General features: G+C 48.2%; 17 protein-coding genes. 16 read left to right on the top strand and 1 reads right to left on the bottom strand.

Going from position 1 to position 25,406, the window contains the following annotated elements; translation table 11 throughout:
- The first annotated feature begins 13 nt into the window (after positions 1–13).
- The 16 genes from BFP72_RS09745 to BFP72_RS09670 all read left to right on the top strand — a co-directional run bounded on the left by BFP72_RS09745 (position 14) and on the right by BFP72_RS09670 (position 23,857).
- Positions 14–1,606 (top strand): SwmB domain-containing protein, encoded by a 1,593-nt coding sequence (locus tag BFP72_RS09745; protein WP_143520018.1) that lies wholly within the window; start codon positions 14–16, stop codon positions 1,604–1,606.
- Positions 1,607–1,775: 169 nt separating this feature from the next.
- The gene (locus BFP72_RS09740) at positions 1,776–3,974 is read left to right on the top strand and encodes a T9SS type A sorting domain-containing protein (protein ID WP_158233364.1); all 2,199 of its coding nucleotides are present in this window, start codon (positions 1,776–1,778) and stop codon (positions 3,972–3,974) included.
- A gap of 2 nt (positions 3,975–3,976) precedes the next feature.
- Positions 3,977–6,529 carry a glycoside hydrolase family 2 TIM barrel-domain containing protein gene (locus BFP72_RS09735; RefSeq protein WP_099598951.1) on the top strand — a complete coding sequence of 851 codons (2,553 nt, stop codon included), beginning with the start codon at positions 3,977–3,979 and terminating at the stop codon, positions 6,527–6,529.
- 37 nt (positions 6,530–6,566) lie between these two features.
- On the top strand, positions 6,567–7,586 hold the full coding sequence (locus tag BFP72_RS09730; RefSeq protein WP_073124347.1) for a zinc-binding dehydrogenase: 1,020 nt from the start codon (positions 6,567–6,569) through the stop codon (positions 7,584–7,586).
- A gap of 45 nt (positions 7,587–7,631) precedes the next feature.
- Positions 7,632–8,396, top strand: a complete 765-nt coding sequence (locus tag BFP72_RS09725; RefSeq protein WP_185123748.1) for an SDR family NAD(P)-dependent oxidoreductase — start codon at positions 7,632–7,634, stop codon at positions 8,394–8,396.
- A gap of 104 nt (positions 8,397–8,500) precedes the next feature.
- On the top strand, positions 8,501–9,940 hold the full coding sequence (aldA, locus tag BFP72_RS09720) for an aldehyde dehydrogenase (RefSeq protein WP_099598949.1): 1,440 nt from the start codon (positions 8,501–8,503) through the stop codon (positions 9,938–9,940).
- 57 nt (positions 9,941–9,997) lie between these two features.
- Positions 9,998–11,119: a mandelate racemase/muconate lactonizing enzyme family protein gene (locus tag BFP72_RS09715; protein ID WP_099600747.1), complete on the top strand. Its 1,122-nt coding sequence runs from the start codon at positions 9,998–10,000 to the stop codon at positions 11,117–11,119.
- Between the two features lie 20 nt (positions 11,120–11,139).
- Complete coding sequence (locus BFP72_RS09710) at positions 11,140–12,168, top strand: aldose epimerase family protein (RefSeq protein WP_099598948.1); 1,029 nt, start codon at positions 11,140–11,142, stop codon at positions 12,166–12,168.
- A gap of 81 nt (positions 12,169–12,249) precedes the next feature.
- Positions 12,250–13,251, top strand: coding sequence for an L-rhamnose/proton symporter RhaT (locus BFP72_RS09705; RefSeq protein ID WP_099598947.1), 1,002 nt, complete (start codon positions 12,250–12,252; stop codon positions 13,249–13,251).
- Positions 13,252–13,302: 51 nt separating this feature from the next.
- Positions 13,303–14,523: a family 43 glycosylhydrolase gene (locus tag BFP72_RS09700; protein ID WP_099600746.1), complete on the top strand. Its 1,221-nt coding sequence runs from the start codon at positions 13,303–13,305 to the stop codon at positions 14,521–14,523.
- Positions 14,524–14,678: 155 nt separating this feature from the next.
- Positions 14,679–16,718 (top strand): beta-galactosidase, encoded by a 2,040-nt coding sequence (locus BFP72_RS09695; RefSeq protein WP_221406501.1) that lies wholly within the window; start codon positions 14,679–14,681, stop codon positions 16,716–16,718.
- Between the two features lie 154 nt (positions 16,719–16,872).
- Positions 16,873–18,939: a CRTAC1 family protein gene (locus BFP72_RS09690; protein WP_158233363.1), complete on the top strand. Its 2,067-nt coding sequence runs from the start codon at positions 16,873–16,875 to the stop codon at positions 18,937–18,939.
- Positions 18,940–18,951: 12 nt separating this feature from the next.
- Entirely contained in the window at positions 18,952–20,112 is a 1,161-nt protein-coding gene (locus tag BFP72_RS09685; RefSeq protein WP_099598945.1) for a hypothetical protein, read from the top strand.
- Between the two features lie 10 nt (positions 20,113–20,122).
- Positions 20,123–21,661 (top strand): arylsulfatase, encoded by a 1,539-nt coding sequence (locus BFP72_RS09680; protein WP_099598944.1) that lies wholly within the window; start codon positions 20,123–20,125, stop codon positions 21,659–21,661.
- Entirely contained in the window at positions 21,658–23,058 is a 1,401-nt protein-coding gene (locus tag BFP72_RS09675; RefSeq protein ID WP_099598943.1) for a sulfatase, read from the top strand. The genes BFP72_RS09680 and BFP72_RS09675 overlap by 4 nt, the downstream gene beginning before the upstream one ends.
- A gap of 4 nt (positions 23,059–23,062) precedes the next feature.
- Positions 23,063–23,857, top strand: a complete 795-nt coding sequence (locus tag BFP72_RS09670) for a c-type cytochrome (protein WP_158233362.1) — start codon at positions 23,063–23,065, stop codon at positions 23,855–23,857.
- A 30-nt stretch (positions 23,858–23,887) separates the two neighbouring features.
- Here BFP72_RS09670 and BFP72_RS09665 read toward each other — a convergent pair whose 3' ends face one another.
- Positions 23,888–25,246: a T9SS type A sorting domain-containing protein gene (locus tag BFP72_RS09665; RefSeq protein ID WP_158233361.1), complete on the bottom strand. Its 1,359-nt coding sequence runs from the start codon at positions 25,244–25,246 to the stop codon at positions 23,888–23,890.
- Positions 25,247–25,406: the final 160 nt, after the last annotated feature.

The following is a 25,406-nucleotide window of genomic DNA, read 5'->3' as shown; positions in this document are numbered from 1 at the left end:
AAAAGGATAAGAAATGAAGAATATTCTAAAATATATAATGATCCTTACCCTAGCAGTAGGTGTAATGAGCAGTTGTGATGACGAATATCAAGCGCCTAATGCAGGAGCGAAGCATAGTGTCATCTATAGTGCAGAGCAGAGTGCGAGCAATCAAGTACAGGTCAATGGCGAGATTTCATTTGGAGATGCATCATCGGGAGTACAGTTGCGCGAGTGGTCAGTAGCTGAGGGCATCGGGTTCATCATCACTGACGACAGTTTGAGCACTTCGGATATGAATAACATCAAAGTTGTTTTCAACGAAGCAGGGACACAAGAGGTCAAACTCCACCAAGAGTTTGGCGGAGATTTCTATGTGGGGACTACAGTACGTAGCTCTTCGTATGATACTACCATCATGGTGACTGTTTTGGATTCTGTAGACGTTGCTTTTGAGGCACACTATATCAACGATGACGGGACAGTGGGAGCAGCATTGACGTTGCAGGATGGAGCCAAAAATCAAGTGACTGCTAGTAAGTCCGTTCAGTTTACTTACATCTTAGATGGTTCGCCACAAGAGGTGATTTGGACCTTCGAAGGGGGAGACCCTGCAGAGGTAGAGTATGACGGAAATGCCATCGAAGATGGTTCGGGGCTGAATACAGTGGTCAAATACAAGAAGATTGGTGTATGGGATGTGGGACTGCTTGGATTCAGAGATCGCCCTTATGGAGGAGATACCCTCGTCTACAACGACCTGATTGAGGTGATTCCGTCTACTGAGCCTGTGATCTTGGATCAATTGGTCAACGATGGCAACACAATCGTGCTCAATTACAGTAGAGAGATTGATCCGGCTTCTGTCAATGCCAACAATTTTGCGGTAAGCATGGAGAATGCGGGTACAGCCATCCCTGTCAATATAGCGTCGGTCAATGTGGATCCATCAGAGGGTAACCTTGTGATCATCAGCCTAGATGGTGAGAATATATACGATGATGATGAGGTACACGTGACCTATACACCAGGAGAGATGCGTACCACGGACCTAGTCAATGCCGATGCGATCACGGATCAGTTGATGGATCATGCCAAAGGTGAAAATAAAATGGCTCAAAATGGCTATGATGTAGGTATGGAAACCTCTACTGTAGCGAACTGGCCATACCTATACTGGGGTGGAAACTGGGGTATGTATACCAATGATATCATTACTACGAACCCACATCTTGGAAAGAAAAGTATGGTCGTCAACTGGGAAGCTGGTGGAGGAAGTATTTTTGATTACAAAGATGATTTGGGCAACAATACCGTGTTTAATCTAGAGACAGGCAAAACATATGAAGTAGGTTTTTGGATATATGTTGACAAATTAGGCAATGCAGACAATGGTGGATTAGTTCCTGATTTTAGGTTGTATCCAGATGATTGGTCTGCGGAGCTGGCTTTCTTCTTTGATGATGCCTTTCCTACAGGAGAGTGGGTGTATCAGTCTACGACATGGTCACCAGCCAATACGAGAGATTATTTCTTCATGATGAGAGGATACAACGCGAGTAGTACGGTAGAGATGGAATTCTATCTAGATGACTTTGGTATCTACGAATTGAATATGAGACCATAATCAGATCATAAACAGAACTGGGGAGGCGTCATGTCTTCCCCAGTTTACTATTCTTCCTAATAAGATAGGGAGCATGTACTGTCTAGTATTTGTTCAGTCATCGCTGGGCAGAGTGCTAGAACTATGTCAAAAAATACTGTAATCATATAGCTCAATACAAATAATGAAAGTGAAATATTTACATATTGCCTGTGGAATGCTATGCCTCGCGATAGGTGCCAAGGCACAGGTACGCGTAGATATCAACCTCGACCTCAAACACCAAGTCGGCCAAATTGACCAGTTTGACCGAAACAAATTCGTTGCGATTCACGCCAATACAACGGAGCGAGAATGGGACGGAGACAATTTTACAACAGACCTAAGAAACGACTTTTTGAACGGGTACGATGTGTACCTAGGGCGTGATACAGGAGGCATCTCCTGGGCGCTCAATAGCAATACCGACGAAGACCCTGCTCGTCCTGGATTCGCAGATCCTGCGGGTATCGAGAGCTACGGTACGACAGTCAAAAATAATTATGCTGCACAGACCAGTTGGCATCCATATGAGGATAGAAATGACCAAATCCTGGCGGCACAGTTACACCCCTTTTGGCCTGATGGTCAAGAGACCAACCGAGGATGGGCGTTTTCAGAAGCAGACACAGAGGCAGAGCCTTTTGGGACAGCTACTGGGGAGTACATGGGGCGCTATATTCGAGATAGCTATGGTACGGGAGGTACGACAGGCGCCAAAAAGCCACTTTATGTAGAGGTAATCAACGAACCACTTTGGCATCTTGTTGATTTTGGGACCGATGAACCGGAGAAGATCTTCAGGTTTCACAATGCAGTCGCCGACCAAATCCGAAAATACAATGACGATGTCTTGATCGGTGGTTTTTGTACTGCATTTCCTGACCATGAAAATCGAGGGTTCGCGCAATGGAATGAAAGGTGGAAGCTTTTCATGGATATGTCTGGCGATAAAATGGATTATTGGACGATCCATCTCTATGATTTTCCCTCGATCAACAATGGTAAGCAACGCTACCGAAAGGGCAGCAACATGGAGGCAACCTTCGATTTGATGGAGCAATACAGTTATATGCAATTTGGAGAAGTGAAGCCGTTCATGATCTCCGAATATGGGGCTCAGATGCACGATTATTTCGGTGCTTGGTCTCCCTACAGAGATTGGTTGCATCTCAAATCCGTCAACTCCATGATGATGCAGTTCATGGAGCGTGCAAACATCATCAACAAGACCCTCAATTTTTTGCCTGTCAAGGCAGAATGGGGTACCAATGGGGTGGACGATACTTACAACCACCGGTTGATGCGAAGGGCAGACGAACCACAGGCCTATACAGGAGAGTGGGTCTATTCGGACATGGTCAAGACCTATCAGCTATGGTCTGAAGTCAAGGGGACACGTGTGGACAGCTATGCCACCTCACTAGACCTATTGGTGGATGCCTATGTTGATGGCAAGACAGCTTACGTGATTCTCAACAACCTCAAGTTCGAAGCAGTCCAAATCGAGCTGAACGCGCTAGGGCTGTCGACTGCTGTAGTGGAAGAGACAGACCTCAAGCACCTCTACCTAGAGGGACAGGTGCCTGTACTTGAGCAATCCAATCAACAAGGGCTACCTGAGGCTGTGAGCTTGGAGAGTGAAGCCACGATGATACTCAAACTGACGCTGAGCGAGGCACCGAGTATTGACCAAACTTCCGTAGAGACGAAATACTATGCGACGGATTACCTCCAAGAGATCCATGCCAATGAGCCACTTACTTTTACGATTTCGGGAGTGCAGTTGGCGGATCATGGTGAGGCCATGCTGCGTCTAGGCTTGGGCAGAGCACATGGAAAGTCTCTCGTACCGACCGTTCTAGTCAACGGGTTCGCACTAGATGTGCCGGTAGATTTTCGAGGAGATGATCAGGCGGACAGAGACAGTTTTTTTGGAGTGATAGAAATCCCTGTGCCCTACCAACAGCTGCAAAATAGCAACGAAGTGAAAGTGACTTTCGCAGATGAAGGTGGACATCTGAGCAGTGTCGCCATGCAGGTGTATGGGTTTAGTCGTGAGGTCGATCGCTCGAATCCTGTGCTGGGACTTGAGGACAAAATAGCCTCAACCAGCCTACAAATGAAAGTATATCCCAACCCAAGTTTTGATAGTGTCCGTCTCGAAGTGGCCCCTGATTTTGTCGGTGGACAGTGGCAAATCATGACACTATCGGGACAAGTAGCACAAGAAGCAAGGATTGATCAGGAGGTGATGCTCGTGGATGCTTCTGTACTCCCTAGCGGTGTGTACCTGATTCGGGTGAGCAACTACGGGGAAGTTTTAACAAGGAAATTAGTATTGAAATAAGGATGAAAAGGACAATAAATAGGGTACTCGGATTGGCGCTTGGTTTGGCTATATCTTGGGGAGCAAAAGCGACTGAAGCCGTTGATTTTAATTTTGATTGGCAGTTTAGACTGACACAAGACTCTGTCATGGGAGGGGATTACACGCACAATCTCCAAACGGATGATGGATGGACAGAGGTCAGACTACCGCACGATTGGGTCATCGGTGGGACTTACGATCAGGCCAATGCACAGTTTGCGCCAGCGACAGGCTACATCTATGGAGGTGGATACGGTTGGTACCAGAAAACCTTTGACCTCCATGTCAGCGAGGACAGCTTGCACCATATTTTGTTTGACGGGGTGTACAATCACTCCGAAGTATGGATCAACGGTCATTCTCTCGGAGAGCATCCCTACGGTTATTCGCCCTTCTACTATGACTTGACTCCCTATCTCAATGCAGATGGAAAAGACAACCTATTGGTCGTCAAGATCGATCATACGCGCTATGCGGATAGCAGATGGTACACGGGGGCGGGAATCTACCGCAACGTCAAGTTGGTGTCCAGCCACAAACTGCGTGTACCGATATGGGGCACCTTCGTCCAAACACCCGAAGTGACGACCGAGCAAGCGCTCGTCAGCATGGAGTTTACCTTGGACAATGGACTAGACAAGAATACCAAAGCATCCTACACCGTGGAGATTGTAGATCCTATGGGAGTTGTCGTGGCGACTCAAACCGAAAAGATCAAGCTGGCACAGTCTAGTCAGCAAAAGGTCAACGTGAATCTGACCGTGGATCACCCTCAACTATGGGGAATAGATGATCCGAAGCTTTACCAGGCAGTCACGACCGTTTATGTCAAGGATACCCCAGTGGATCAGCAGAAAACTCGTTTTGGCATTCGTACGATCCGCTTCGATGCGAACGAGGGTTTTTTCCTCAATGGAGAAAACATGAAAATCAAAGGGGTCTGCTTGCATCATGATGGTGGACTTGTGGGTACTGCAGTACCTCGTGGCGTGTGGGCGCGTAGGTTTAAGGTATTGAAAGAGGCGGGGTGCAACGCGATTCGCATTTCACACAATCCAGGTTCTGAGGAGTTTTTGCAACTGTGCGACGAGATGGGATTTTTGGTACAGGATGAGTTTTTTGACGAGTGGGACAACCCCAAAGACAAACGCTGGAACACCAAAGAGAAAGAAGTTCACTACGAGACTCAAGGGGCGTCACAGTATTTTCAGGAGTGGGCTGAGAGTGACCTGAAGTCAGTCATGTTGGCACATAGAAACCATCCTAGTATCATCCAATGGAGCATTGGTAACGAGATCGAATGGACTTATCCACGGACTGCAGAGGCCACAGGATTTTTCAACAACATGGATTGGAATGGCAACTATTTTTGGTCAGAGCCACCTTACAATACGGAGCAGATTGCTCAGAGATTGGATACTCTTCCTAGAGGCAAGTACGATATCGGAGAGACGGCACAAAAGCTCGCAGCATGGACCAGAGAGATGGATACTTCTCGACCTGTAGTGGCCAATTGTATCCTGCCTTCGGCCAGCCATCTGACTGGGTATGGACAGACCTTGGACATAGTTGGGTACAGCTACCGTCGTATTCTTTATGATTATGGACATGAAAACTACCCTGACAAAGTCATCATGGGGACAGAGAATCTGGCGCAATACCATGAATGGAAGGCAATCATGGAGCGACCGTTTATTTCAGGTACCTACTTGTGGACAGGGATTGATTACTTGGGAGAGATCAGGGGACCATGGCCCAAAAAAGGCACGGGAAGTGGGATAGTGGATTTTGCGGGGTTCGCCAAGCCGTCTTACTACATGATGAAGTCCCTCTGGAACGAGGAACCAAGCATCTACATCGCTACGCAGACACTCGATCGATCCATCAACGCGATAGACGAAGCTACTGGTCTCATGGTGGCCAAGGATCCAGAGGCTTGGCAGCATGCACTTTGGGAGTGGCATGATGTCAACAACTACTGGGAGTACAAAGAGGGAGAAATGATCAGTGTCGAACTGTATTCCAACTGTGATGAGATTGAGTTGTTTTTGAATGACAGCAGCTTGGGCAAACGTATTTTGTCGGAGTTTGAAGATCATATCTACAAGTGGGCCGTGCCTTTTGCTCAAGGAGAACTCAAAGCGGTCGGTACGCTGGATGGTACTCAGATAGAGGAGGTGCTTTACAGTACCACGGCTCCATATGCAGTAGAGCTCAAGGTAGATCAGCAGCAGATCGATGCAGATGGGTACGATGTAGTACATGTCGTAGCACAGCTAGTGGATAGAAGCGGTCGCCCTGTCAAAGACCAAAACAGAAAAATCACATTCGATATCGCTGGAGAAGCGAGACTGCTGGGTGTAGACACAGGGTCGGTGTACAATGTGCAACAGCACAGTACCAATGCGCTGGTCACTGATCAGGGCAGGGCTTTGATGATTTTTCAATCCATCAAAGGCAAAACAGGAGAAGTCAAAGTGACCGTCTCGGCAGACGGATTGGAAGCTGGCGTAGCGAAGGTCACAATCAAATAAGTGGGTTTTACAACAATGAATAACAAGAGACAAAACGATGAAGGCAGCATTTTATAAAGAAAAAGGGAAGTTCGAAATTGGTGAAGGTCAACAGATCAAACCTGGAGCGGGCGAAGTAAGGTTAGATGTGGCGTACTGCGGCGTATGCGGGACAGATGTACACATCTATCACGGGGTGATGGATGCGAGAGTGAAGCCACCGATGACCGTAGGACACGAAGCATCTGCTACGGTAGCTGAATTGGGCGAAGGAGTATCCAACGTCAAAGTGGGAGACAAAGTAGCAGTTCGTCCGTTGCACTTTGGTGCACCGCATGCTTTTGACAAAGGCTTTGCGCATGTAGGCAAAAACTTGAAGTTTATCGGAATCGATAGTCAAGGAGCTTTTCAAAATAGCTGGACGGTGCCTGCCTATACTTTGCACAAGTTGCCCGAGAGCTTGTCGCTCAAGCATGGTGCATTTATCGAACCATTGGCAGTGGCGTGTCACGATGTGAAAATCGGACGTGTAGTCGCTGGAGAGCATACGCTGGTGATTGGAGGTGGCCCTATTGGGACTTTGATCGCGTATGTATTGCAAGAAAAGGGAGCGCATGTCATCATCTCTGAAGTCAACGAAAACAGACTGAAGATGCTCAATGACCTAGGGTTCACAACGATCAATCCTGCCAAAGAAAGTCTGACAGAGCGCATCAGTGAGCTCACCAACGAAAAAATGATTGACTGTGCATTTGAAGTGTCCGGTTCAGCACCTGGAGTAGAGGCGATGACGCAGGTAGTCAATGTGAGAGGTCGCATCGTGATGGTGGCCATCCATGGTGGCGAGAAGAAACCCGTCGATTTGTTCAAATTCTTCTGGTCAGAGATCGAGCTATTGGGCGCGAGATTGTACGAGGAGGAGGATTATGAGGAGGCTATCCGTATCGCAGATTCAGGGCAAGTGCCTTTCGAAAAACTCATCACACAAGTGGATACTTTGGACAATATCCAGTCGATTTTCGAAACGATCGACAACAATCCTGCAGGTATGAAATACTTGATTGACTGTCAACAGTAAACAGAACTACCAATAGAAATTCACACAACATAAGATACAATGAGCATATTAGATACATTCAAATTAGAAGGAAAAGTAGCCCTAGTGACTGGGTGCAAGAGAGGAATCGGCAAAGCCATGGCCGTAGGTTTGGCAGAGGCAGGGGCAGACATCATCGGGGTGAGTGCTTCTTTGGAAAAATCTGGATCAGAAGTCGAAAAGGCTGTGACTGCTTTGGGCAGAAAGTTCAAGGCATACACATGTGATTTTTCGGATAGAAACGCTTTGTATGAGTTCATCAAAGAAGTGAAAGGAGACTTTCCAGTGATCGATATTTTGGTCAACAATGCGGGAACAATCCTCAGGACACCAGCTGCTGAGCATCCAGATGAAATGTGGGACAAGGTCATCGAAGTGAATCAAAATGCGCAATTCATTTTGACAAGAGAGATTGGGAAAGAAATGGTTGCTAGAGGCAGTGGCAAAGTGATTTTTACGGCTTCTCTATTGACTTTCCAAGGCGGCATCACCGTACCTGGTTATGCTGCGAGCAAGGGAGCAATCGGTCAGATGACGATGGCTTTTGCCAACGAATGGGCAGGCAAAGGGGTCAATGTCAATGCAATCGCACCTGGCTACATCAGCACTGATAATACCGAGGCATTGAGAAACGATGCGGACAGATCTGCGTCGATTCTCTCTAGAATTCCCGCAGGACGGTGGGGCGAAGCGACGGATTTTGCAGGACCTACAGTGTTCCTTGCATCTGCGGCATCCAGCTACATGCACGGCAGCATCATGCTAGTCGACGGAGGCTGGATGGGACGTTAATGAGTGCTCAGTACTTGGTACCATAGACTAAGTACTGAATCTCTTTTACCTATAAAATATTAAGAGTCTTTGTGCTCTCTACTTAGTACTAAATACTTGAAAAAATGAAGGATTACAAATTGTTTATCAACGGAGAGTGGGTAGAATCCACGACTGGAGACAGAGATACCGTATATAGCCCGATCGACGAGAGCAGTGTAGCTACTACGGCGATGGGAGTAGAAGCAGATGCTGTTCTCGCCCTCCAAGCGGCAGAAGCAGCGCAGAAGGAATGGAAAAAATGGCCAGCCAAAAAGAGAGCAGACTTATTGAGGAAGTTTGCAGCTGAGATTCGTGCCAACCGAGATAGACTCGGTGAGTTGCTCACCAGAGAGCAAGGCAAATTGCTGTCGTTGGCCAAGTTCGAAGTAGATGTGACGGCCAGTTTCATCGAGTATGCCTGTGATGGTGCCAGAGCCATAGAAGGAGATATCGTCCAGTCGGACAACCCTGATGAGCACATTTGGATTCACAAAATCCCGAGAGGAGTGGTCGTAGCGATCACGGCATGGAACTTCCCACTGGCACTGGCTGGTCGCAAGATCGGACCAGCATTGGTGGCGGGCAATGCCATCGTCGTGAAGCCTACGCAGGAGACACCACTGGCGACTTTGGAGTTAGGTGACATTGCCAACAAAGTTGGCTTGCCAAAGGGACTATTGAATATCGTCACTGGTTCAGGTCGTGTATTGGGCGAAGCATTGGTAGCCAATCCAATCACCAAGATGGTGACCATGACGGGTAGTACGCCCGCAGGTCAGTCGATCTTCAAGACTGCTGCGCAGAATTTGACACATGTACAGTTGGAGTTGGGAGGCAAAGCACCATCAATAGTTTTCGCGGATGCGGACATAGATCAGGCGGTAGAGGCGACTTTTCACTCACGATGGGACAACTGCGGACAGGTATGCACCTGCAACGAACGCATGTATGTGCACGAGGATATCTACGACGTATTTATGGAGAAATTTCTCGCCAAGACGCGTGCAATCAAAGTAGGCAACCCGATGGAAGAGGGCATAGATATGGGGCCAAAAGTCAACGCCAACGAACTCAAAAACATGGAGCATCTGGTAGCGAAAAGTATCGAAGAAGGCGCGACGATCGCATTTGGAGGCAAGAAACCTACGGGCAAGGGATTTGACAAAGGGCACTGGTTCGAACCGACCGTGATCACAGATGTGACCCAAGACATGACGATCGTACACGAGGAGGCTTTTGGACCGATTTTGCCCGTTATCAAGTTCAAGGATTTTGATCAAGTGATCGCTTGGGCCAACGACTGTGCGTACGGATTGGCTGCTATGGTGTTCACGACAGATATGAAGAAAATCCTCAGACTCAACGACGAGTTGGAGTTCGGGGAGATCTATGTCAACAGAGGACATGGCGAACAGCACCAAGGATTCCACAACGGCTACAAACTCAGCGGTAGCGGAGGAGAAGACGGTAAATATGGTTTCGAACAGTACATGGAGAAGAAAACGTTTTACGTGAAATATTAAAGTAGTCGGGAGTCCATGATATATGGGCTCCTGACTATTGCCTATAGATTTTTCAAAATGAGCAAAATAAAAAATATCAAAGTACGGCTTTTTAATGTCCCACTATCGGAGGTGCTGTCGGATGCCAAGCATGGTGATCATACGCACTTCGAGTTGGTGACTACTACGATCACACTAGAGGATGGTAGTGAAGGTACGGGCTATACCTATACAGGTGGCAAAGGAGGGCACAGCATCAAGGCGATGCTAGAGCATGACATAGCACCTGCTCTGCTAGGCAAGGATGGTACTGCCATCGACGAGATTTATGATTTCATGGAGTGGCACATTCACTACGTGGGCAGAGGTGGGATTGCTTCGTTTGCGATCTCTACGGTGGACATAGCGCTATGGGATATCAAGGGCAAAAAGACAGGCCAGCCCCTCTGGAAAATGGCTGGTGGTGCGGGGCATACGTGCAAGGCATATTGTGGCGGGATCGATTTGATGTTTCCCCTCGAAAAGCTATTGAACAACATGAAGGGCTACCTTGCAGCAGGTTTCAATGCCGTCAAAATCAAGATAGGAAGAGAAAATCTCGACGAAGATATCGCGCGCATCAAGGCAGTACGCGAATACATCGGTCCAGACGTGACCTTCATGGTGGATGCCAACTACTCGATGAGTGTAGACAAGGCCATCGAGTGCTCCAAGAGGATGGAGGAGTGTGATATCACGTGGTTCGAAGAACCGACGATTCCAGATGACTATTTGGGCTTTGCCAAAATTGCAGAGGCAACCAATGTGCCTTTGGCGATGGGAGAAAACCTACATACCATCCATGAGTTCGAATATGCATTTGAGCAAGCCAAACTAGGTTTCATTCAGCCAGATGCATCCAACTGTGGAGGCATCACAGGATGGCTCAAAGCGGCCGAACTGTCCAGAAAATACAACACACCTGTTTGTTCGCATGGGATGCAGGAACTACACGTGAGCTTGGTGTCTGCGCAGCCCAACAGTGGGTGGCTGGAAGTGCACAGCTTCCCAATAGATGAGTACACCACTCGTCCATTGATAGTAGAAAACCACAGAGCTGTAGCTCCAGATGAACCAGGGATAGGAGTCACTTTTGAGTGGAGCAAGTTGGAACCATACGAAGTGAAGAGTGCACCGGTGGCTTATTCGGGGCATGTGTAGACATTGAAACAAAGCATGATATGAAAGTAGAGAAAAGAGCATTTGGGAAATATGAAGGTGAGGACATCGAGCAATATGTCTTGTCCAACGACCAAGGAATGAAGGTAAAGATCATTACCTACGGTGCAACGATCAGTTCGATCGAGCTGCCTACAGCGGATGGTCATGTCGATGTGGTGTGTGGGTTCAACTCGATGGAAGGATACCAGTCTGAAGCCTATTTGGCGAATGCCCCTTATTTTGGGTGTACGGTGGGTCGATTTGCTTCGCGTATCAAGGATGGTAGATTTTCTGTGGATGGAATGGAGTATAGCGTCGCGACCAATGATGGCTCCAATCACTTGCATGGAGGTGTCAAGGCTTTCAACAAGCGAATATGGAAAGGGGAAGTCATCGATGGAGGTGTAGCGATGAGCCTCTTTAGCCCTCACATGGAAGAGGGATTTCCTGGCAATGTGCAAGTCACCGTGCAGTTCGTGCTCAATGAGGCCAACGAGCTGTCCATTAGTTACCATGCTACGACGGACCAAAAGACACCACTTTCACTCACCAATCATTCGTATTTCAACCTGTCGGGATTTCAAAAAACGATTGAAGATACCCAAGCAACCATTTTGGCAGATTGCTACCTGAAACCAGACACAACCAATGTACCCAACGGGGAACTGGCGTCTGTGGTAGGGGATCCGTCGGATTTGCGTGAAGGAAAAAGGTTCAGCGAGGCACTTGCTCAGATGGAGACTGGATTCGAGCATTATTATGTGTTTGATGAAAATACGGAGCTACGTAAGGTGGCGATTTTTGACGAACCAGCCACTGACTGCAAATTGGAGATATTGACGACCGAGCCAGGCATGTTATTTTATTCTGGTTATTTCACCTCCGATGCGCTGCATCGTGAATCGGGAGAGCAGTACGGTAGATACCGTGGCTTTTGCTGCGAGACCCACCGCTATCCCAACGGTCCGAATATAGCAGGAGCTCCAGAAGTATTTGCGACACCAGGAGCACCATACAAGAGCCAGACGGTGTACAGATTTGATTTTTAATAAATGAGAACCATGAGCCATGACTCATAGAAGCAAGAGAGAATCTTGACTCTTGATTTTTGACTCTAAAATCTAAAGAACATGATAGAAGGAATACTATGGGCCGTATTGGCCGGACTGATGCTAGGGTTGTATGCCTTGCCAGAGAAATTTACCAAGGATTTCGAATTTGAAAACACTTGGAGTTTGTTTTTTGCCATCAACACTTTCGTGGTACCCAATGTAGCGGCATTTCTACTGATCGATGGGTTCAGTGAAGTGCTGGCAGCCATCCCTACGGGCATACTGATCGGCATGGTCGTAGCGAGTTTGCTATGGGGTATTGGCGTGATGATGTGGGGCAAGGCCATCAACCATATCGGTTTGTCACTCGGTTTCTCTCTTTTCATAGGGACGATCATCCTTGTGGGGTCATTGATACCATTCGTGATCAATGGACTGCCAGAGAGGCCAGTCTTTGCGACGATCATGGGAGGGATATTCGTGGTACTCGTAGGGGTAGTGGCCAATGGCAAAGCGGGTATTATGCGCCAAGCCGATGAACAAGGAACCCAGGAGAAAAAGGGCTCGATGGCTACAGGTATTTTGATTGCTGTGGTGGGCGGGTTGCTCGCTACAGGATTCAGCTATGCCAATACCGTCGGAGGAGCTGTCATTCATGAGGCGGTCATCGCGCAGGGCAATCCCGAATGGATGAGTGCTGTAGCGGTGATGTATGTGATCTACATGGCTGGAGGAGTAGCCATCGCAGTTTATTTCATCCAGCAGTTGACTGCCAAGAAGCTGTGGTCAAAATTCAACTCACCGAGTTTTGGTAGAAACGCAGGGTTGGCGACCGTGATGGGGATACTCAACTTCGCGGCATCTGCCGGATTTGCGTATGCAGCTTTCAAACTCGGTAGTACAGGGGGGACAGTAGGATACGCTATATTTAATACCGTATCGGTAGCCGTGGCGATAGTCAGTGGCTTGATCACCAAAGAGTGGATCAATGCCTCTTCCAAATCAAAAAATGCCCTGTATTTGGGATTGACATGCATGATCTTGGGTATTGTGATCGTAGCGATTGGCAATGGTCTGTAGGCATAAGAGATGTAATTAGGGAAGATAAATTAGAACAAAATGAGCAAAAAAATGGGATTACAAAAGATAGCAGTAGCGCTGATGGTAGCAGCAGGGTTGAATGCCTGTCAGCCACCGGTAGCCGAAAAAGATTGTGACAAGATTGTCATCACTCCAGAAAAGGTAGACTTCTTGGGGATCACAGACACGACACACCTGAGTGCAGCGTCCAAGCGCGCACTGAGGTGGCCCGATGAGTTGACCAATGAGTGGTTTGGTGAGTTTGAGCAGTTCTATCTCCAAGGAGACTTGGCCTATGAAGAAGGAGTGGTTCGTAGAGACCCAAGTGCCTTGATCAAGGTCGATGGCAAATATTTCGTATGGTATAGCAAGAGTGTCGGTCCGACAGACGGTTTTGCCGGAGATATCGAAACCGAAAAGGTGTTTCCATGGGATAGATGTGATATCTGGTATGCAACGTCCGAAGACGGCATCACCTGGAAAGAAGAAGGAATGGCCGTCGCTCGTGGCGAAAAAGGAGCCTATGACGATCGTTCAGTATTCACCGTCGAGATCATGGAGTGGGAGGGGATGTACTACCTCAGCTACCAGACCGTCAAATCCCCCTACAACGTACGGGTAAAAAATCAAGTCGGTCTGGCATGGTCTGATTCTCCTCATGGTCCCTGGACGAAAAGCAAAGAACCAATCCTCAGCCCTGCTGACAATGGCGTCTGGGCAGGTGCCGAAGACAACCGATTCAAAGTGGAGAAAAAAGGGGATTTTGATAGTCACAAAGTTCATGATCCATGCATCTTGCCATACAAGGGCAAGTTCTATCTCTACTACAAAGGAGAGCAAATGGGAGAACAAATTACTTTTGGCGGACGCCAAATCAGACATGGTGTCGCCATCGCGGACAACCCAAAAGGACCCTATGTCAAGTCGCCGTACAATCCGATCTCCAACAGTGGACATGAAATCTGCGTATGGCCGCACAAGGGAGGGATTGCTTCGCTGATCACCACTGACGGCCCAGAAAAGAACACCGTACAGTGGTCTCCTGATGGGATCAATTTTGACATCATCGCCTCCATTCCTGCTCCACCACATGCAATAGGATTGGATAGAACCAAAGATACCGAAGAGCCATTTGCAATTTTCGGTTTTGGTCTCACACACGAGTATGTGTCCTATGACTACCAGTGCATCAAAGGGTTCAGAGGCAAAAGAAAAACGACCCATGTAGGCAAAGGAGAGGCTGGCTCTACGAAAGGGAGTGACGAGAAATAAGTAGTTTGATTTAGTAATTGTTGCTGCCTCACTCGGGGTAGCAACATTTTTCCAATCCGTATAAAAGCACTCAAGTGTATTTTCATAAAACCATTTCAATACCCAAACTATTTTTGGTGGCAGCCATGCTGTGGTCATCGTGCGCTGATCAACGTATGACAAATAGTGACCGTACCAGTTTGTTGTTTGACGCACAGGGCAGCCTAGATACCTCACGCCTGCAAGTGTCGGGACTAGACTATCAGTTGATCAATACAGACGGTGGAGAGGGTTTGCGCATCTGTACCAACGAAGAAGTAAAAGGGCAATTTTTGACGCTACGCAGTGCGGCAAACCAACCATGGGAGTTGGGGGATACATGGCAAGTCCAGGCCGTGGTTTCCAACATCGGCAGTGAGCCCATGCAGGCAGAGATGTTTGTAGGCAATGATCCCGATGGTCTTGTACGCTGGTACTGTTCGGACTATATCGATTTGGTGCCAGGCCAAATGGACACGATCACGGTCAACCTAGCGTGGACGCCATGGATCAACGAACCCGCAGTTCCTCTTGTCGGGATGCGTGGAGCTCCAGGCATGACCAAAACCGATTTGGCTAAAATTCAATCGATACAGTTCAGGCCTAGGTATGCGACTCGTGAGACCGTATTTGTGCTGCACGATGTGTGGGCTGTAGGGTCACTACAGTCGCATTCCTCCGAATCATTTTTACCTTTCATTGATTCATTTGGTCAATACAAGCATCAAGATTGGCCAGGCAAAACGCACAGCACACAAGAGTTGAAAGACAACTACACCCAAGAGATCGAGACAATGAGTGCCTCGAAATCAGGATGGATATTTGATCCATACGGGGGCTATGCTCAAGGGCCACTACGCAAAGCTACAGGCTTTTTTAGAGTGGAAAAGTATGAAGGGAAATGGTGGATGGTAGACCCAGAGGGACGTTTGTTTTGGAGCAATGGACTCAACTGTGTCAATGCCAACATGACATTGACAGGTATAGATGGGAGAGAGGACTATTTTGAAGGATTACCCACCGAACTTGAGCCTTTGGGGCAGTTTTACAGAGCCGGTACTTGGGCCTCCCATGGTTTTTACAAGGACAAAATACCTTTCCAATCTTACAGTTTTTTGGAGGCCAACCTCTACCGAACATTCGGTGATACATGGAAAGAAGAGTTCCTTGATTTGACACACAGACGTATGCGATACTGGGGGATGAATACGCTCGGCAATGTGTCCGATGCACAACTCAAAGCACAACAACGAACACCCTATGTCGGTACTGTTTGGATTCGCAATACCCCCAAAATCGAAGGGTCTGAGGGGTTTTGGGGCAAGTTTCACGATGTGTTTGATCCTGCGTTTAGGCTCGCAGTGCGTGACAACATGGCTTCACAGCGACAGGGTGCAGGTGATCCATGGTGTATGGGCTTTTTCGTGGACAATGAAATGTCCTGGGGATTGAAAGGTTCTTTGGCTATCGCTGCGCTCCATAGCCCAGCTACTCAAGCTTCCAAAATTGAGTTTGTCAAGGATCTTCAAGAAAAATACATCGACATCAAAGCATTGAATGGCGCATGGAAGACGGATTATGCCTCATGGCAGGATTTGCTAATTCGCCAAGAGCATGAGGGATTGGAAAATGCACAATCCGATTTGAATGCGTTTTATGGGAAGATCGCTGAAACTTATTTTCGAATAGTGAGCGAAGAGCTTCATCGTATCGCTCCCAATCAGATGTACCTAGGCTGTCGTTTTGCCTGGGCCAACAATGACCTAACGGTGGCTGCTGCTGCGGAGTACTGCGACATAGTGAGTTTCAACAAGTACGAGTACAGCATCGCCAATTTGAGCCTGCCGACTGGGATAGATCGCCCCATCATGATCGGAGAGTATCACTTCGGAGCGACCGATCGCGGACATACGCATCCTGGCGTGAAGGTGGCCAAAAACCAAGCCGATAGAGGACACAAGTATGCCGAGTACATCCGTGGTGCGCTAGCCAATCCACAGATTGTCGGGGCACATTGGTTTCAGTACACGGATCAAGCGGTGACTGGACGTGAGGACGGAGAAAACTACAATGTAGGGTTTGTAACCATCACGAATACGCCCTACCAAGAGTTGGTGGATTCGGTGCGGATGGTCAATCATCAGATGTACCAGAGACGATTGGGTTCAACTGAGTAGGTGTCATATCAAGCAGTAGAAGATAAATAGAATGTCAAGAAATAGCCAGATAGTAATTGTAGTTTTTTGTTTTTTAACGGCGTGTGCCGCACCGAATTCCAACCCAATCCACCTAGAGCAGGTCCTCCCTGTGGAGGGCCTGACTCTACCTGCTATGGAAGTAGAAGTAGCTGGACACTACCGTGTCGTGTGCGAAGTAGAGGCGTTGGAGCGAGAGGCAAGGTTGAGTATGTTGGAGGGAGAGACGGTGCTTTTGGATCGGGTCAGTATTCCAGGCCTAGGGCTACACCAGGTGGATGTGGTCTTGGCACGTAGACTTACAGCAGGAGAGCATAGGTATACCCTTCGGGCAAATGGTGGAGCCCTTCGAATCAAGAGCCTAGCCTTGCAGCGATATGAAGGTCCGGCTTTGCCTCGTTTTGTAGATATCTCTACAGCTGCGGAGTTTGATACGGAGCTGACCTGGAAATATGGGGGACCCAGTGTAGCAGATATCGATGGGGATGGAGACTATGATTTTGTCCTCAACAACCATGACAAAGTACCCGCTCAGGTGTTTTGGAACCAAGGCAATGGCACTGTCATAGAAAATGAAAAGCCGCTCATTCGTTGGGATGTACACGGTACTGCAGCGGGAGATTATGATCGAGATGGAGATTTGGATATCATCGTGGCACAGGGAGGTGGCAATGGCACGGCTCCAGCACCACCCCATTTGTTTCGAAACGATGAAGGGGAGTTTGTCGAAGTGACCCAGGAGGTAGGTGTCACGCAAGGGGCACGTGGACGCTCGGTGCGATGGATTGACATGGATTTAGACGGAGATTTGGATCTCTTGATGATCAATGCAGGCCAAATCATCCACGAAACTGGACCAAGGAATTTTGTGTATGAAAACAAAGGAGATGGAAGTTTTACCTATTTCAGTAGCCCAGAGATAGAGCATGCCGATGCTGAGCGTATCTTGGTGACTGATCTCAACGGCGATAGTTATGACGATTTAGTGTTGTTTTCACCACTGTCTCTGTGGTTGGGAGATGGAGACTTGACTTTCACGGAAGTATCAGAAAAAATGCTACCGAAAGGCTACCAAGGAATGAAGCTGATTACTGCCGCGGCACCTGTGGATTATGATAGAGACGGAGATTTGGATATTTATTTGACGCGAGGCAAGGTGTACTATGAATTAGCCAGTCAATCCTTGGATTTTGATGCTATAGCGGGGACAGTGGATCTCAGGGACGATGGAAGTGAAGGTCGGCGTGGATTGACCTTTGAGACGGAGGGCGATCTGATATTGGAGGAGTTCTTTCATTGGTACAGAGGATATGATGGAGCGTACCCGATCTATCTAGGGAGAGAGAAGCTGACGATGGACACACCGACGGAGGCAATTGTACTACAGCCTGAGCAAGCAACAGGCTGGCCTGATGATCGTCGTGCCAATGGATGGTATGTGGGCTACTTGGGTGAGGGGAAGTGGCAGATGGAATGGGTCAAAGACGCGAATATATTCTGGGGGATGCGGATGTCTCTGGGTGGTGTGAAGACGGTCCATACCGATTGGGCTCCACAGAATAGCAATGTACAGGATGTACTGTTGCGCAACGATGGGGAGCAGTTTGTCGAGGTAGCTACAGAGACGAATATCCCGAAGGGTGGCAATCACCAAGGTGTGACAGTGGCGGATTTTAACAACGACGGGTATGACGACCTCTTTGTCTATCGATTCGGGATGCTGCGTCAGCGGGTAGAAGATCTCCTACTGATCAATGATCAAAATGGACACTTTGTACAAGTCATGAGCCATGGGGCACACGATTGGGAAGACCCTGGACACGGAGACATGGGCCAGGCGTTTGATTTTGACTTGGATGGTAAAATTGACATGCTCAATGGGAGTGATAACCCTGGTCGCTGGTACCTCTATGGCAATCAAACAACCAAGCTGGGTGGTTTTGCACTGATTCATGTAGGCTATAGTCCTGTCGGACAAGTAGACCCTCTCTCTGCTGTAGTGGAGATCGAGACGGCTAGCGGTACTCAAAAAAGAAGAGTGGCTTCTGCGGGAGCTATTCACTCACAGAGTTTGCTCAACATAGTTCACTTTGGTTTGGCAGAAAACCAATCAATCGATAAGCTGACTGTGACATGGCGCAATGGCGAACAAATAGTACGGACCAATCAGGTAGTCAATCAAGTCATCAAATTGGGATTGTAATAGAGAGAAATAATGAAAGGGAGTAAGGGAATATGGGCAATTGCTGTGGGACTCATGTTGTGGTCTAGTGTGCTGTATGCAGCAGATTTGAATGTGACCAGTGGTATGGATATTGAAATTTCTACGAACGAAACCTATGACAATATCACCATCAGTGGAGGGAGTTTGACTATAAAGGCTGGAGCAGCGGTCTCTGTCAATGCAGAGGTCAATGTGCAAGGAGGAGGAGGTCTTACTGTCGAAAATGGAGCATCACTGGAGTGGTTGTCATTTGGAGCGATGAACTTGTATCAAAATGTCCATCTCTATGGTACAATTGTTCTCAATGGAAACCTGCACCTCAGTGCCACGGGGCATCTGGTGGTGTACGATGGAGGGAGCCTGGTGCAGACGGCTGGGACCTCAGTCAATTATGGTGGAGTGACTGTGCTCAGTAGTGGTGTCGCTAGTTTTTCTGGGAATTTCGACAACAAAGGTACAGGCAATCTAGCCTTAGATGGTGCTGCGTCTTTTGATAGTGACTTGATCAATATGGGGACGGTAGATGGCTCAGGTAGTGCACAAGTAGATGGTACGACTAGCAATTCAGGTGTTTTCTTTGGGTCGACTGACCCAAACCCAGACTGTAGTACAGCTTGTTCACAATCCTCTCTGCCAGTGGGGTTCGATTCCATGGAGCTTCGCTTTGCAGGTGGAGTGCATACACTCCTCTGGTCTGTGTATTCTGAGACCGACAATGCATTCTTTACCGTCGAAGTTTCTGAAGAAGGCACGATATACGACCGATTAGTGGTCGTTGAGGGTAGAGGAACAAGCAATGTACCCAAGACGTATCGACATGTATTGGTATCAGGAGTGAGGGGACAATATATTCGTTTGAGTCAAACGGATTTTGACGGTACGACAACTGTCCTTCGAGTACTACAAACAGATGCGGGGCGGCAAGAACAAGAGAACGTAGCGTTGTATCCGACATGGGTGAGGAATCGAAAACCTATTCATGTCAAGGGGGCAGAAGAGACCGATAGTTGGAAACTCGTCGGTAGAGAGGGACAGGTGCTAGAGCATGGATATTTGGATCAAGATCGCGTTTGGTTAGAGACACAATGCAGTGGGGTGTACTTTTTGATTATCGGAAAGCATCTACCACAGAAAATTAAGATTGGATATTAAATTGAGAAGGATGCAATACAGATACATCAAAACATTTATTCTACTCGCCGTGGTTGGGGGCTTGGTTTCCTGTCAAGAGCAAGTGCAAAAAAGAACGATAGTGGAAAAACCCAACATCGTCATATTCTATGTAGATGACTTGGGCTATGGAGATGTTGGCTGCTATGGAGCTAAGGGCGTGCAAACACCCGTAGTGGATCGACTGGCTGCACAGGGCTTGCGCATGACAGATGCCCATAGTGGGGCGTCTACTTGTACGCCATCCCGTTATTCGCTGTTGACAGGGCGATATGCGTTTCGCAATCAAGCTGCCGTGTTGCCCGGTGATGCGCCATTGTTGATCGATACGGCTCAGATGACCTTGCCCAAGTTGCTTGGGCGTGCGGGCTATCGCAGCGCAGTAGTTGGCAAGTGGCACTTGGGTCTGGGCAATGGCAACATTGATTGGAATGGATCGGTATCGCCGGGTCCGTTGGAGATAGGTTTTGATTACAGCTATTTGTTGCCTGCCACGGGTGATCGAGTACCCACGGTGTATCTCGAAAATCATGAAGTGGTGAATTTGGATCCAAATGATCCGATCAGTGTGTCCTATGGAGCGCCCATTGGCGACCGACCGCTGGGATACGAGCATCCGGAGTTGCTGCGCTATGGAGCGGATCGTCAGCATGGCGAAACGATCGTCAACGGCATCAGCCGCATAGGCTACATGGCCGGTGGTGAAGAGGCACTTTGGGTAGACGAAGATTTTCCTGAGGTGCTCAATCAAAAGGCGATTAATTTCATCCAGGAGAGCAAGGATGATCCTTTCTTTTTGTTCTATTCATTTCATGACATCCACGTTCCCCGCTTACCCAATGAGCAGTTTCAAGGTGCCTCTACCATGGGTGTGAGAGGGGACGCGATCGTGCAAATGGACTGGACAGTAGGTCAGATACTGAATGAAGTCGAGCGTTTGGGATTGGCTGAGAATACCTTGGTGATTTTCACCAGCGACAATGGCCCAGTGCTCAACGATGGCTATGATGATCAGGCCGTCGAATTGCTCGGTGACCATCTACCTGGCGGCATATACAGAGGAGGTAAGTATTCTGCCTTCGAAGCGGGCACGCGTGTACCGACGATCGTTTACTGGCCGGGACAGGTGCAGCCTGCCGTGTCAGAGGCACTTTTCACGCAAGTGGATCTGTTGGCTTCTTTGAGTGCGCTGGCCGGTGTACAGGCTACAGACAGCGAACTGAGCGACAGTCAAAACCAGATGGAGGCCATGCTTGGGCGCTCGGCGCAAGGGCGAAAGTACATGCTCGAAGAGGCATACACCATGGCGATTCGCAGCAAGGATTGGAAATACATCGCTCCGGTGCCTGCTGACAAAGCCTATCCTGCGTGGCTAAAGGATAAGGACGTGGAAGGGGGAATGGATACTATCCCACAGCTCTACCATGTAGCCAATGACCCTAGCGAACAGGTAAACGTCGCGGCACAAAACCCTGAAGTAGTAGCCGAGTTGACAAATGAATTGAATGAGATATTGAAGGACAACCTATGAAATCGCTAAAGCGAATAATGGGAGCCTATAGCCTGCTCGGGTTTTTATGTTTCACTTACCCGACGGTACATGCACAGCCCAATGTGCTGCTGATATTTTCAGACGATGCTGGCTATGCGGATTTTGGATTTCAGGGTAGCGGGGAGATCAAGACGCCAAATCTGGATCAGTTGGCCACCGAAGGTATGCGTTTTGAACAGGCATACGTGTCTGCGGCCGTTTGTGGGCCGTCTAGGGCTGGGCTGCTGACAGGGAGATACCAGCAGCGATTTGGCTATGAGGAAAATAACGTGCCGGGGTATATGAGTGAATCTTGTTTACCTGACGACATGATGGGGCTGCCTTTAGACCAAGTGACTGTTGCCAATTATCTGAAGGAGCAGGGGTATCGTACAGGACTGTTTGGCAAATGGCATTTGGGCAATGACGATCAGTTTCACCCCACCAAGCGTGGTTTTGATGAGTTTTATGGTTTCCGTGGAGGTGCGAGGAGCTACTTCGAATACAATGATGAGCATCCCAATCACCGTCAAGAGGATTATTTGGAGCGTGGTTTTGGTAATTTTGAAGAGTCTGAAAAGTACTTGACGGACGCCCTGGCTGATGAGACCATCGCTTTTATGAAACGCAATAGAGATCAGCCATTCTTCGCCATGTTGTCATTCAATGCGGTGCATACACCGATGGAAGCCGACCCCAAGGACTTGAAGGAGTTCCCAGAACTTACGGGCAAACGACAGCAACTGGTAGCCATGACTTTGTCGATGGATCGTGCTTGTGGTCGCGTGCTCAAAGCGCTCAAAAAACTCGGATTGGACGACAATACCCTCGTGGTTTTTACCAACGACAATGGCGGTCCCTCAGACGCTAACGCTTCCATCAATGCTCCGTTGAGTGGCACGAAAGCCAACCACTTGGAGGGAGGCATACGTGTCCCGATGCTGATGCGTTGGCCGGGTGTGATTTCTGCCCATACGACTTATCCTTTTCCGGTGAGTACCCTCGATTTATTGCCGACGTTTGTGCAGTTGGCAGGAGGCAATGTGGATGAATTGAAGCAGTTGGATGGGGTTGATTTAAAGCCCTATGTCAGTGGAGAAAATCAAGAACGCCCCCACGAGGTCTTGTACTGGAAGAAGGAAAACCGTGGTGCCATACGTATGGGGGACTGGAAGCTGTTACGCTACCCTGATCGTCCCGCCGAACTGTATGATCTTTCTAAAGATGAAAGCGAAGTGTACGATTTGGCCAATCAATACCCTGACAAAGTACGCGACATGTACAAGCAATTGTTCGACTGGGAATGCACGCTAGATAGACCCAAGTGGCAGTTGCAGCGCAAATATGAAAAAGATGCGATGGATCGGATGGATGCCTATCATCAAGGTCAAAAGTGATTATATGACAGTGAAACAAAGGGTTGTTCTTGTTATTGTCGCTTTTTTGAGTTTTGAGGGATGCGGTTCTATATCACACAAAGCGGAGGTGGTGCATGCCAAACCCAAGGCTGTACAACTCATGCTACGAAATGACTGTTTCGCCTGTCACAGTGTAGTGGACCGTGTAGCTGGGCCTCCTTATTTGGATGTGTCGCGTCGCTATCTCAGTCCAGATGCAGCGCTGAAAAAACGTCTCGCCAACAAGATCGCCGAGGGAGGAGGAGGATTGTGGTATGGTGGATACATGTCACCACACCCACTGCTCAAACCGGAGCAAATTGACGCGATGGTGGATTGGGTTTTAGCAATCCATAGTATGGAACAGACATGGTTTCAGCAGTGTACTCCTCAGCAAGTCTCCGATTGGGATCTAATGGAGAGTGGGAGATTTCGAATGGAAGTATCGACGAATGGAAACTCCGAGGTGCTTCGCTCTGGTCATGGCGATCAAGTCTGCTTTTGGGGTGCGAGGGCTTTTGCATCCTTGGAGGGAAAGATGGTTCAGGTCAGTGGACAGGTAGAAATCAAGGTGCCTGGCAAGTACCTCTTTCGCTTGCACAAAACAGGTGTTGGATCTCTCAAAATCAACGACCAAGTTGTCATTCGAGAAGATGTCACAGATCATGAGTACATCAAGGAATTGTCAGAGGGAAGTTATTCCTTGGTACTCAACTATCAACCAGTCAGTGCTAGCGATACTCTGATTTTGAGTTGGATGACCCCAAGTGCTGAGTACTTTACAGTGATCGGACAGTAGCAGATGGACGGTTGGTCTTTGATCCAAACGTCACCTTTTGACAAAGGTCTCCGTGGTGCTCTGACCATCAGCAGTCCAAATTCGCAAGAGGTAGGTTCCCTGTTGTAATCCGGACAAGGGAATGTCGGTTTTTTGGGAGTTTGGAGTGATTTGTAGTTGTACTCTACCACTCAGGTCGTAGATTGTCGCCTTACGGATGACTTGACCATCAGCAGATAGGTAGAGGTTGCTGTCGGCAGGGTTTGGATAGACTTGGTAGCCCAGTCCTTCGTCCTTGTTGGACAATACAAAATCAGGGTCTTCTATGGGTTTGTAGACTCTGATCCAATCTACTTTCATCGTGTTTTTGTCTGGATCACTGAGGTCATCATCATTCGGTGTTCGTCCAGCTTCGACGTGCCAATCTTGAGATTCGACATTGATGATGATGTCCAGTTCTTTGGTGAACCCCTGTCCATTTTGATAGTCGTAGGGGTCGATGACGCTGGTGTTGGAGAGCGCACTTGCTTCACTCAGTGTAGCAAAAGAATAGCTGCTTCCCGTGGCATATTCAGTTACTTTTTGATAGCCGTTTTCAAAATCCAATTGACCGTCCGTCATGCTAGGGTAGGTATAGTGCCAAGTACCATTGATGTTGCTAGCAAAGGCTTTGTCATACAGCACACGGACCAATACTCCGTCGATGTAGTACTCGAAATGTTTGGGGCCTATCCAGTTGACTCCTACGCGCACATAGGTACGGTCCCCTTCATTCCAGCAGTATTCTCCCCAACTGGTGACTCCATCGGTTCCCCACCAGCTGTTGCGGTCTCGGGGTTGGTAGTCTTGAAAGGGGTTGCGTATGAAAGAATGGTGACTCAGGTGAATGTATTGCGCAAAGAAGTCGTTGTTGCTCTGGGCACCTCCATAGCACTCGATGATATCGATCTCTTGCGTGTCATCTGGGCTCAATAGCCAAACATCCGAAGCGAGCGTGATGTTGGCCACACTGATATTTGATTCGACAAAGACGGGGTATTTGACGCGGTGATTGGATGTGATGCAACCTGCATTGACACCAGGTACACCCATTTTGGAGGTGCTGGGATTGCGAGACGATCGAATGACCAAATCATGTCCATCGACTGAGACATGGTTGTATTGCCAGTAGGTAGTGCCTGGTCCATCCCAATGGTTGTGGTAGAAGTTGTACCACTTGTCATCTCCAAAATTCGTTTGCTGGTTTGCCTCTTCAAAGGTGTAATTGAAATCATCCGAAGCGTCGGACTGTAAAACCCACTTGTTGCCTAGACCAGCTTCGGCAGGAACAGGGATACTTGCCCAGTCTTGAGCGGATAGTAGCGAAGTGGATAGTGTAATTAAGGTAAGCGCAATTAAATATTTTCTCATTTTTCTACGAGTACTGTGATCTTTCGTTTTTTTAAATTTAGGTGTCAGGTTTTGATACAGTAAAAGTATGGTGTTTCGTGTTGCTCTTGTTTTTTGACCACTAGACAAATACTCGACAAGGGTCATTTTTATGCGTCAATTGAGGGGTCAACTCAAAGCA

Origin of the sequence: Reichenbachiella sp. 5M10 (genome assembly GCF_002742335.1) — a bacterium.
In the GTDB taxonomy this organism is placed as follows: Bacteria; Bacteroidota; Bacteroidia; order Cytophagales; family Cyclobacteriaceae; genus Reichenbachiella.
This window is presented reverse-complemented; position numbering and strand designations above follow the sequence as displayed.

Excerpts from the sequence above, each read along its gene's own strand:
- BFP72_RS09670 (WP_158233362.1), top strand. The coding sequence starts at position 23,063 with ATGACAGTGAAACAAAGGGTTGTTCTTGTTATTGTCGCTTTTTTGAGT.
- BFP72_RS09745 (WP_143520018.1), top strand. The coding sequence starts at position 14 with ATGAAGAATATTCTAAAATATATAATGATCCTTACCCTAGCAGTAGGT.
- BFP72_RS09685 (WP_099598945.1), top strand. The coding sequence starts at position 18,952 with ATGAAAGGGAGTAAGGGAATATGGGCAATTGCTGTGGGACTCATGTTG.
- BFP72_RS09705 (WP_099598947.1), top strand. The coding sequence starts at position 12,250 with ATGATAGAAGGAATACTATGGGCCGTATTGGCCGGACTGATGCTAGGG.
- aldA (WP_099598949.1), top strand. The coding sequence starts at position 8,501 with ATGAAGGATTACAAATTGTTTATCAACGGAGAGTGGGTAGAATCCACG.
- BFP72_RS09695 (WP_221406501.1), top strand. The coding sequence starts at position 14,679 with ATGACAAATAGTGACCGTACCAGTTTGTTGTTTGACGCACAGGGCAGC.
- BFP72_RS09730 (WP_073124347.1), top strand. The coding sequence starts at position 6,567 with ATGAAGGCAGCATTTTATAAAGAAAAAGGGAAGTTCGAAATTGGTGAA.
- BFP72_RS09710 (WP_099598948.1), top strand. The coding sequence starts at position 11,140 with ATGAAAGTAGAGAAAAGAGCATTTGGGAAATATGAAGGTGAGGACATC.
- BFP72_RS09675 (WP_099598943.1), top strand. The coding sequence starts at position 21,658 with ATGAAATCGCTAAAGCGAATAATGGGAGCCTATAGCCTGCTCGGGTTT.
- BFP72_RS09665 (WP_158233361.1), bottom strand. The coding sequence starts at position 25,246 with ATGAGAAAATATTTAATTGCGCTTACCTTAATTACACTATCCACTTCG.
- BFP72_RS09690 (WP_158233363.1), top strand. The coding sequence starts at position 16,873 with ATGGAAGTAGAAGTAGCTGGACACTACCGTGTCGTGTGCGAAGTAGAG.
- BFP72_RS09735 (WP_099598951.1), top strand. The coding sequence starts at position 3,977 with ATGAAAAGGACAATAAATAGGGTACTCGGATTGGCGCTTGGTTTGGCT.
- BFP72_RS09680 (WP_099598944.1), top strand. The coding sequence starts at position 20,123 with ATGCAATACAGATACATCAAAACATTTATTCTACTCGCCGTGGTTGGG.
- BFP72_RS09700 (WP_099600746.1), top strand. The coding sequence starts at position 13,303 with ATGGGATTACAAAAGATAGCAGTAGCGCTGATGGTAGCAGCAGGGTTG.
- BFP72_RS09715 (WP_099600747.1), top strand. The coding sequence starts at position 9,998 with ATGAGCAAAATAAAAAATATCAAAGTACGGCTTTTTAATGTCCCACTA.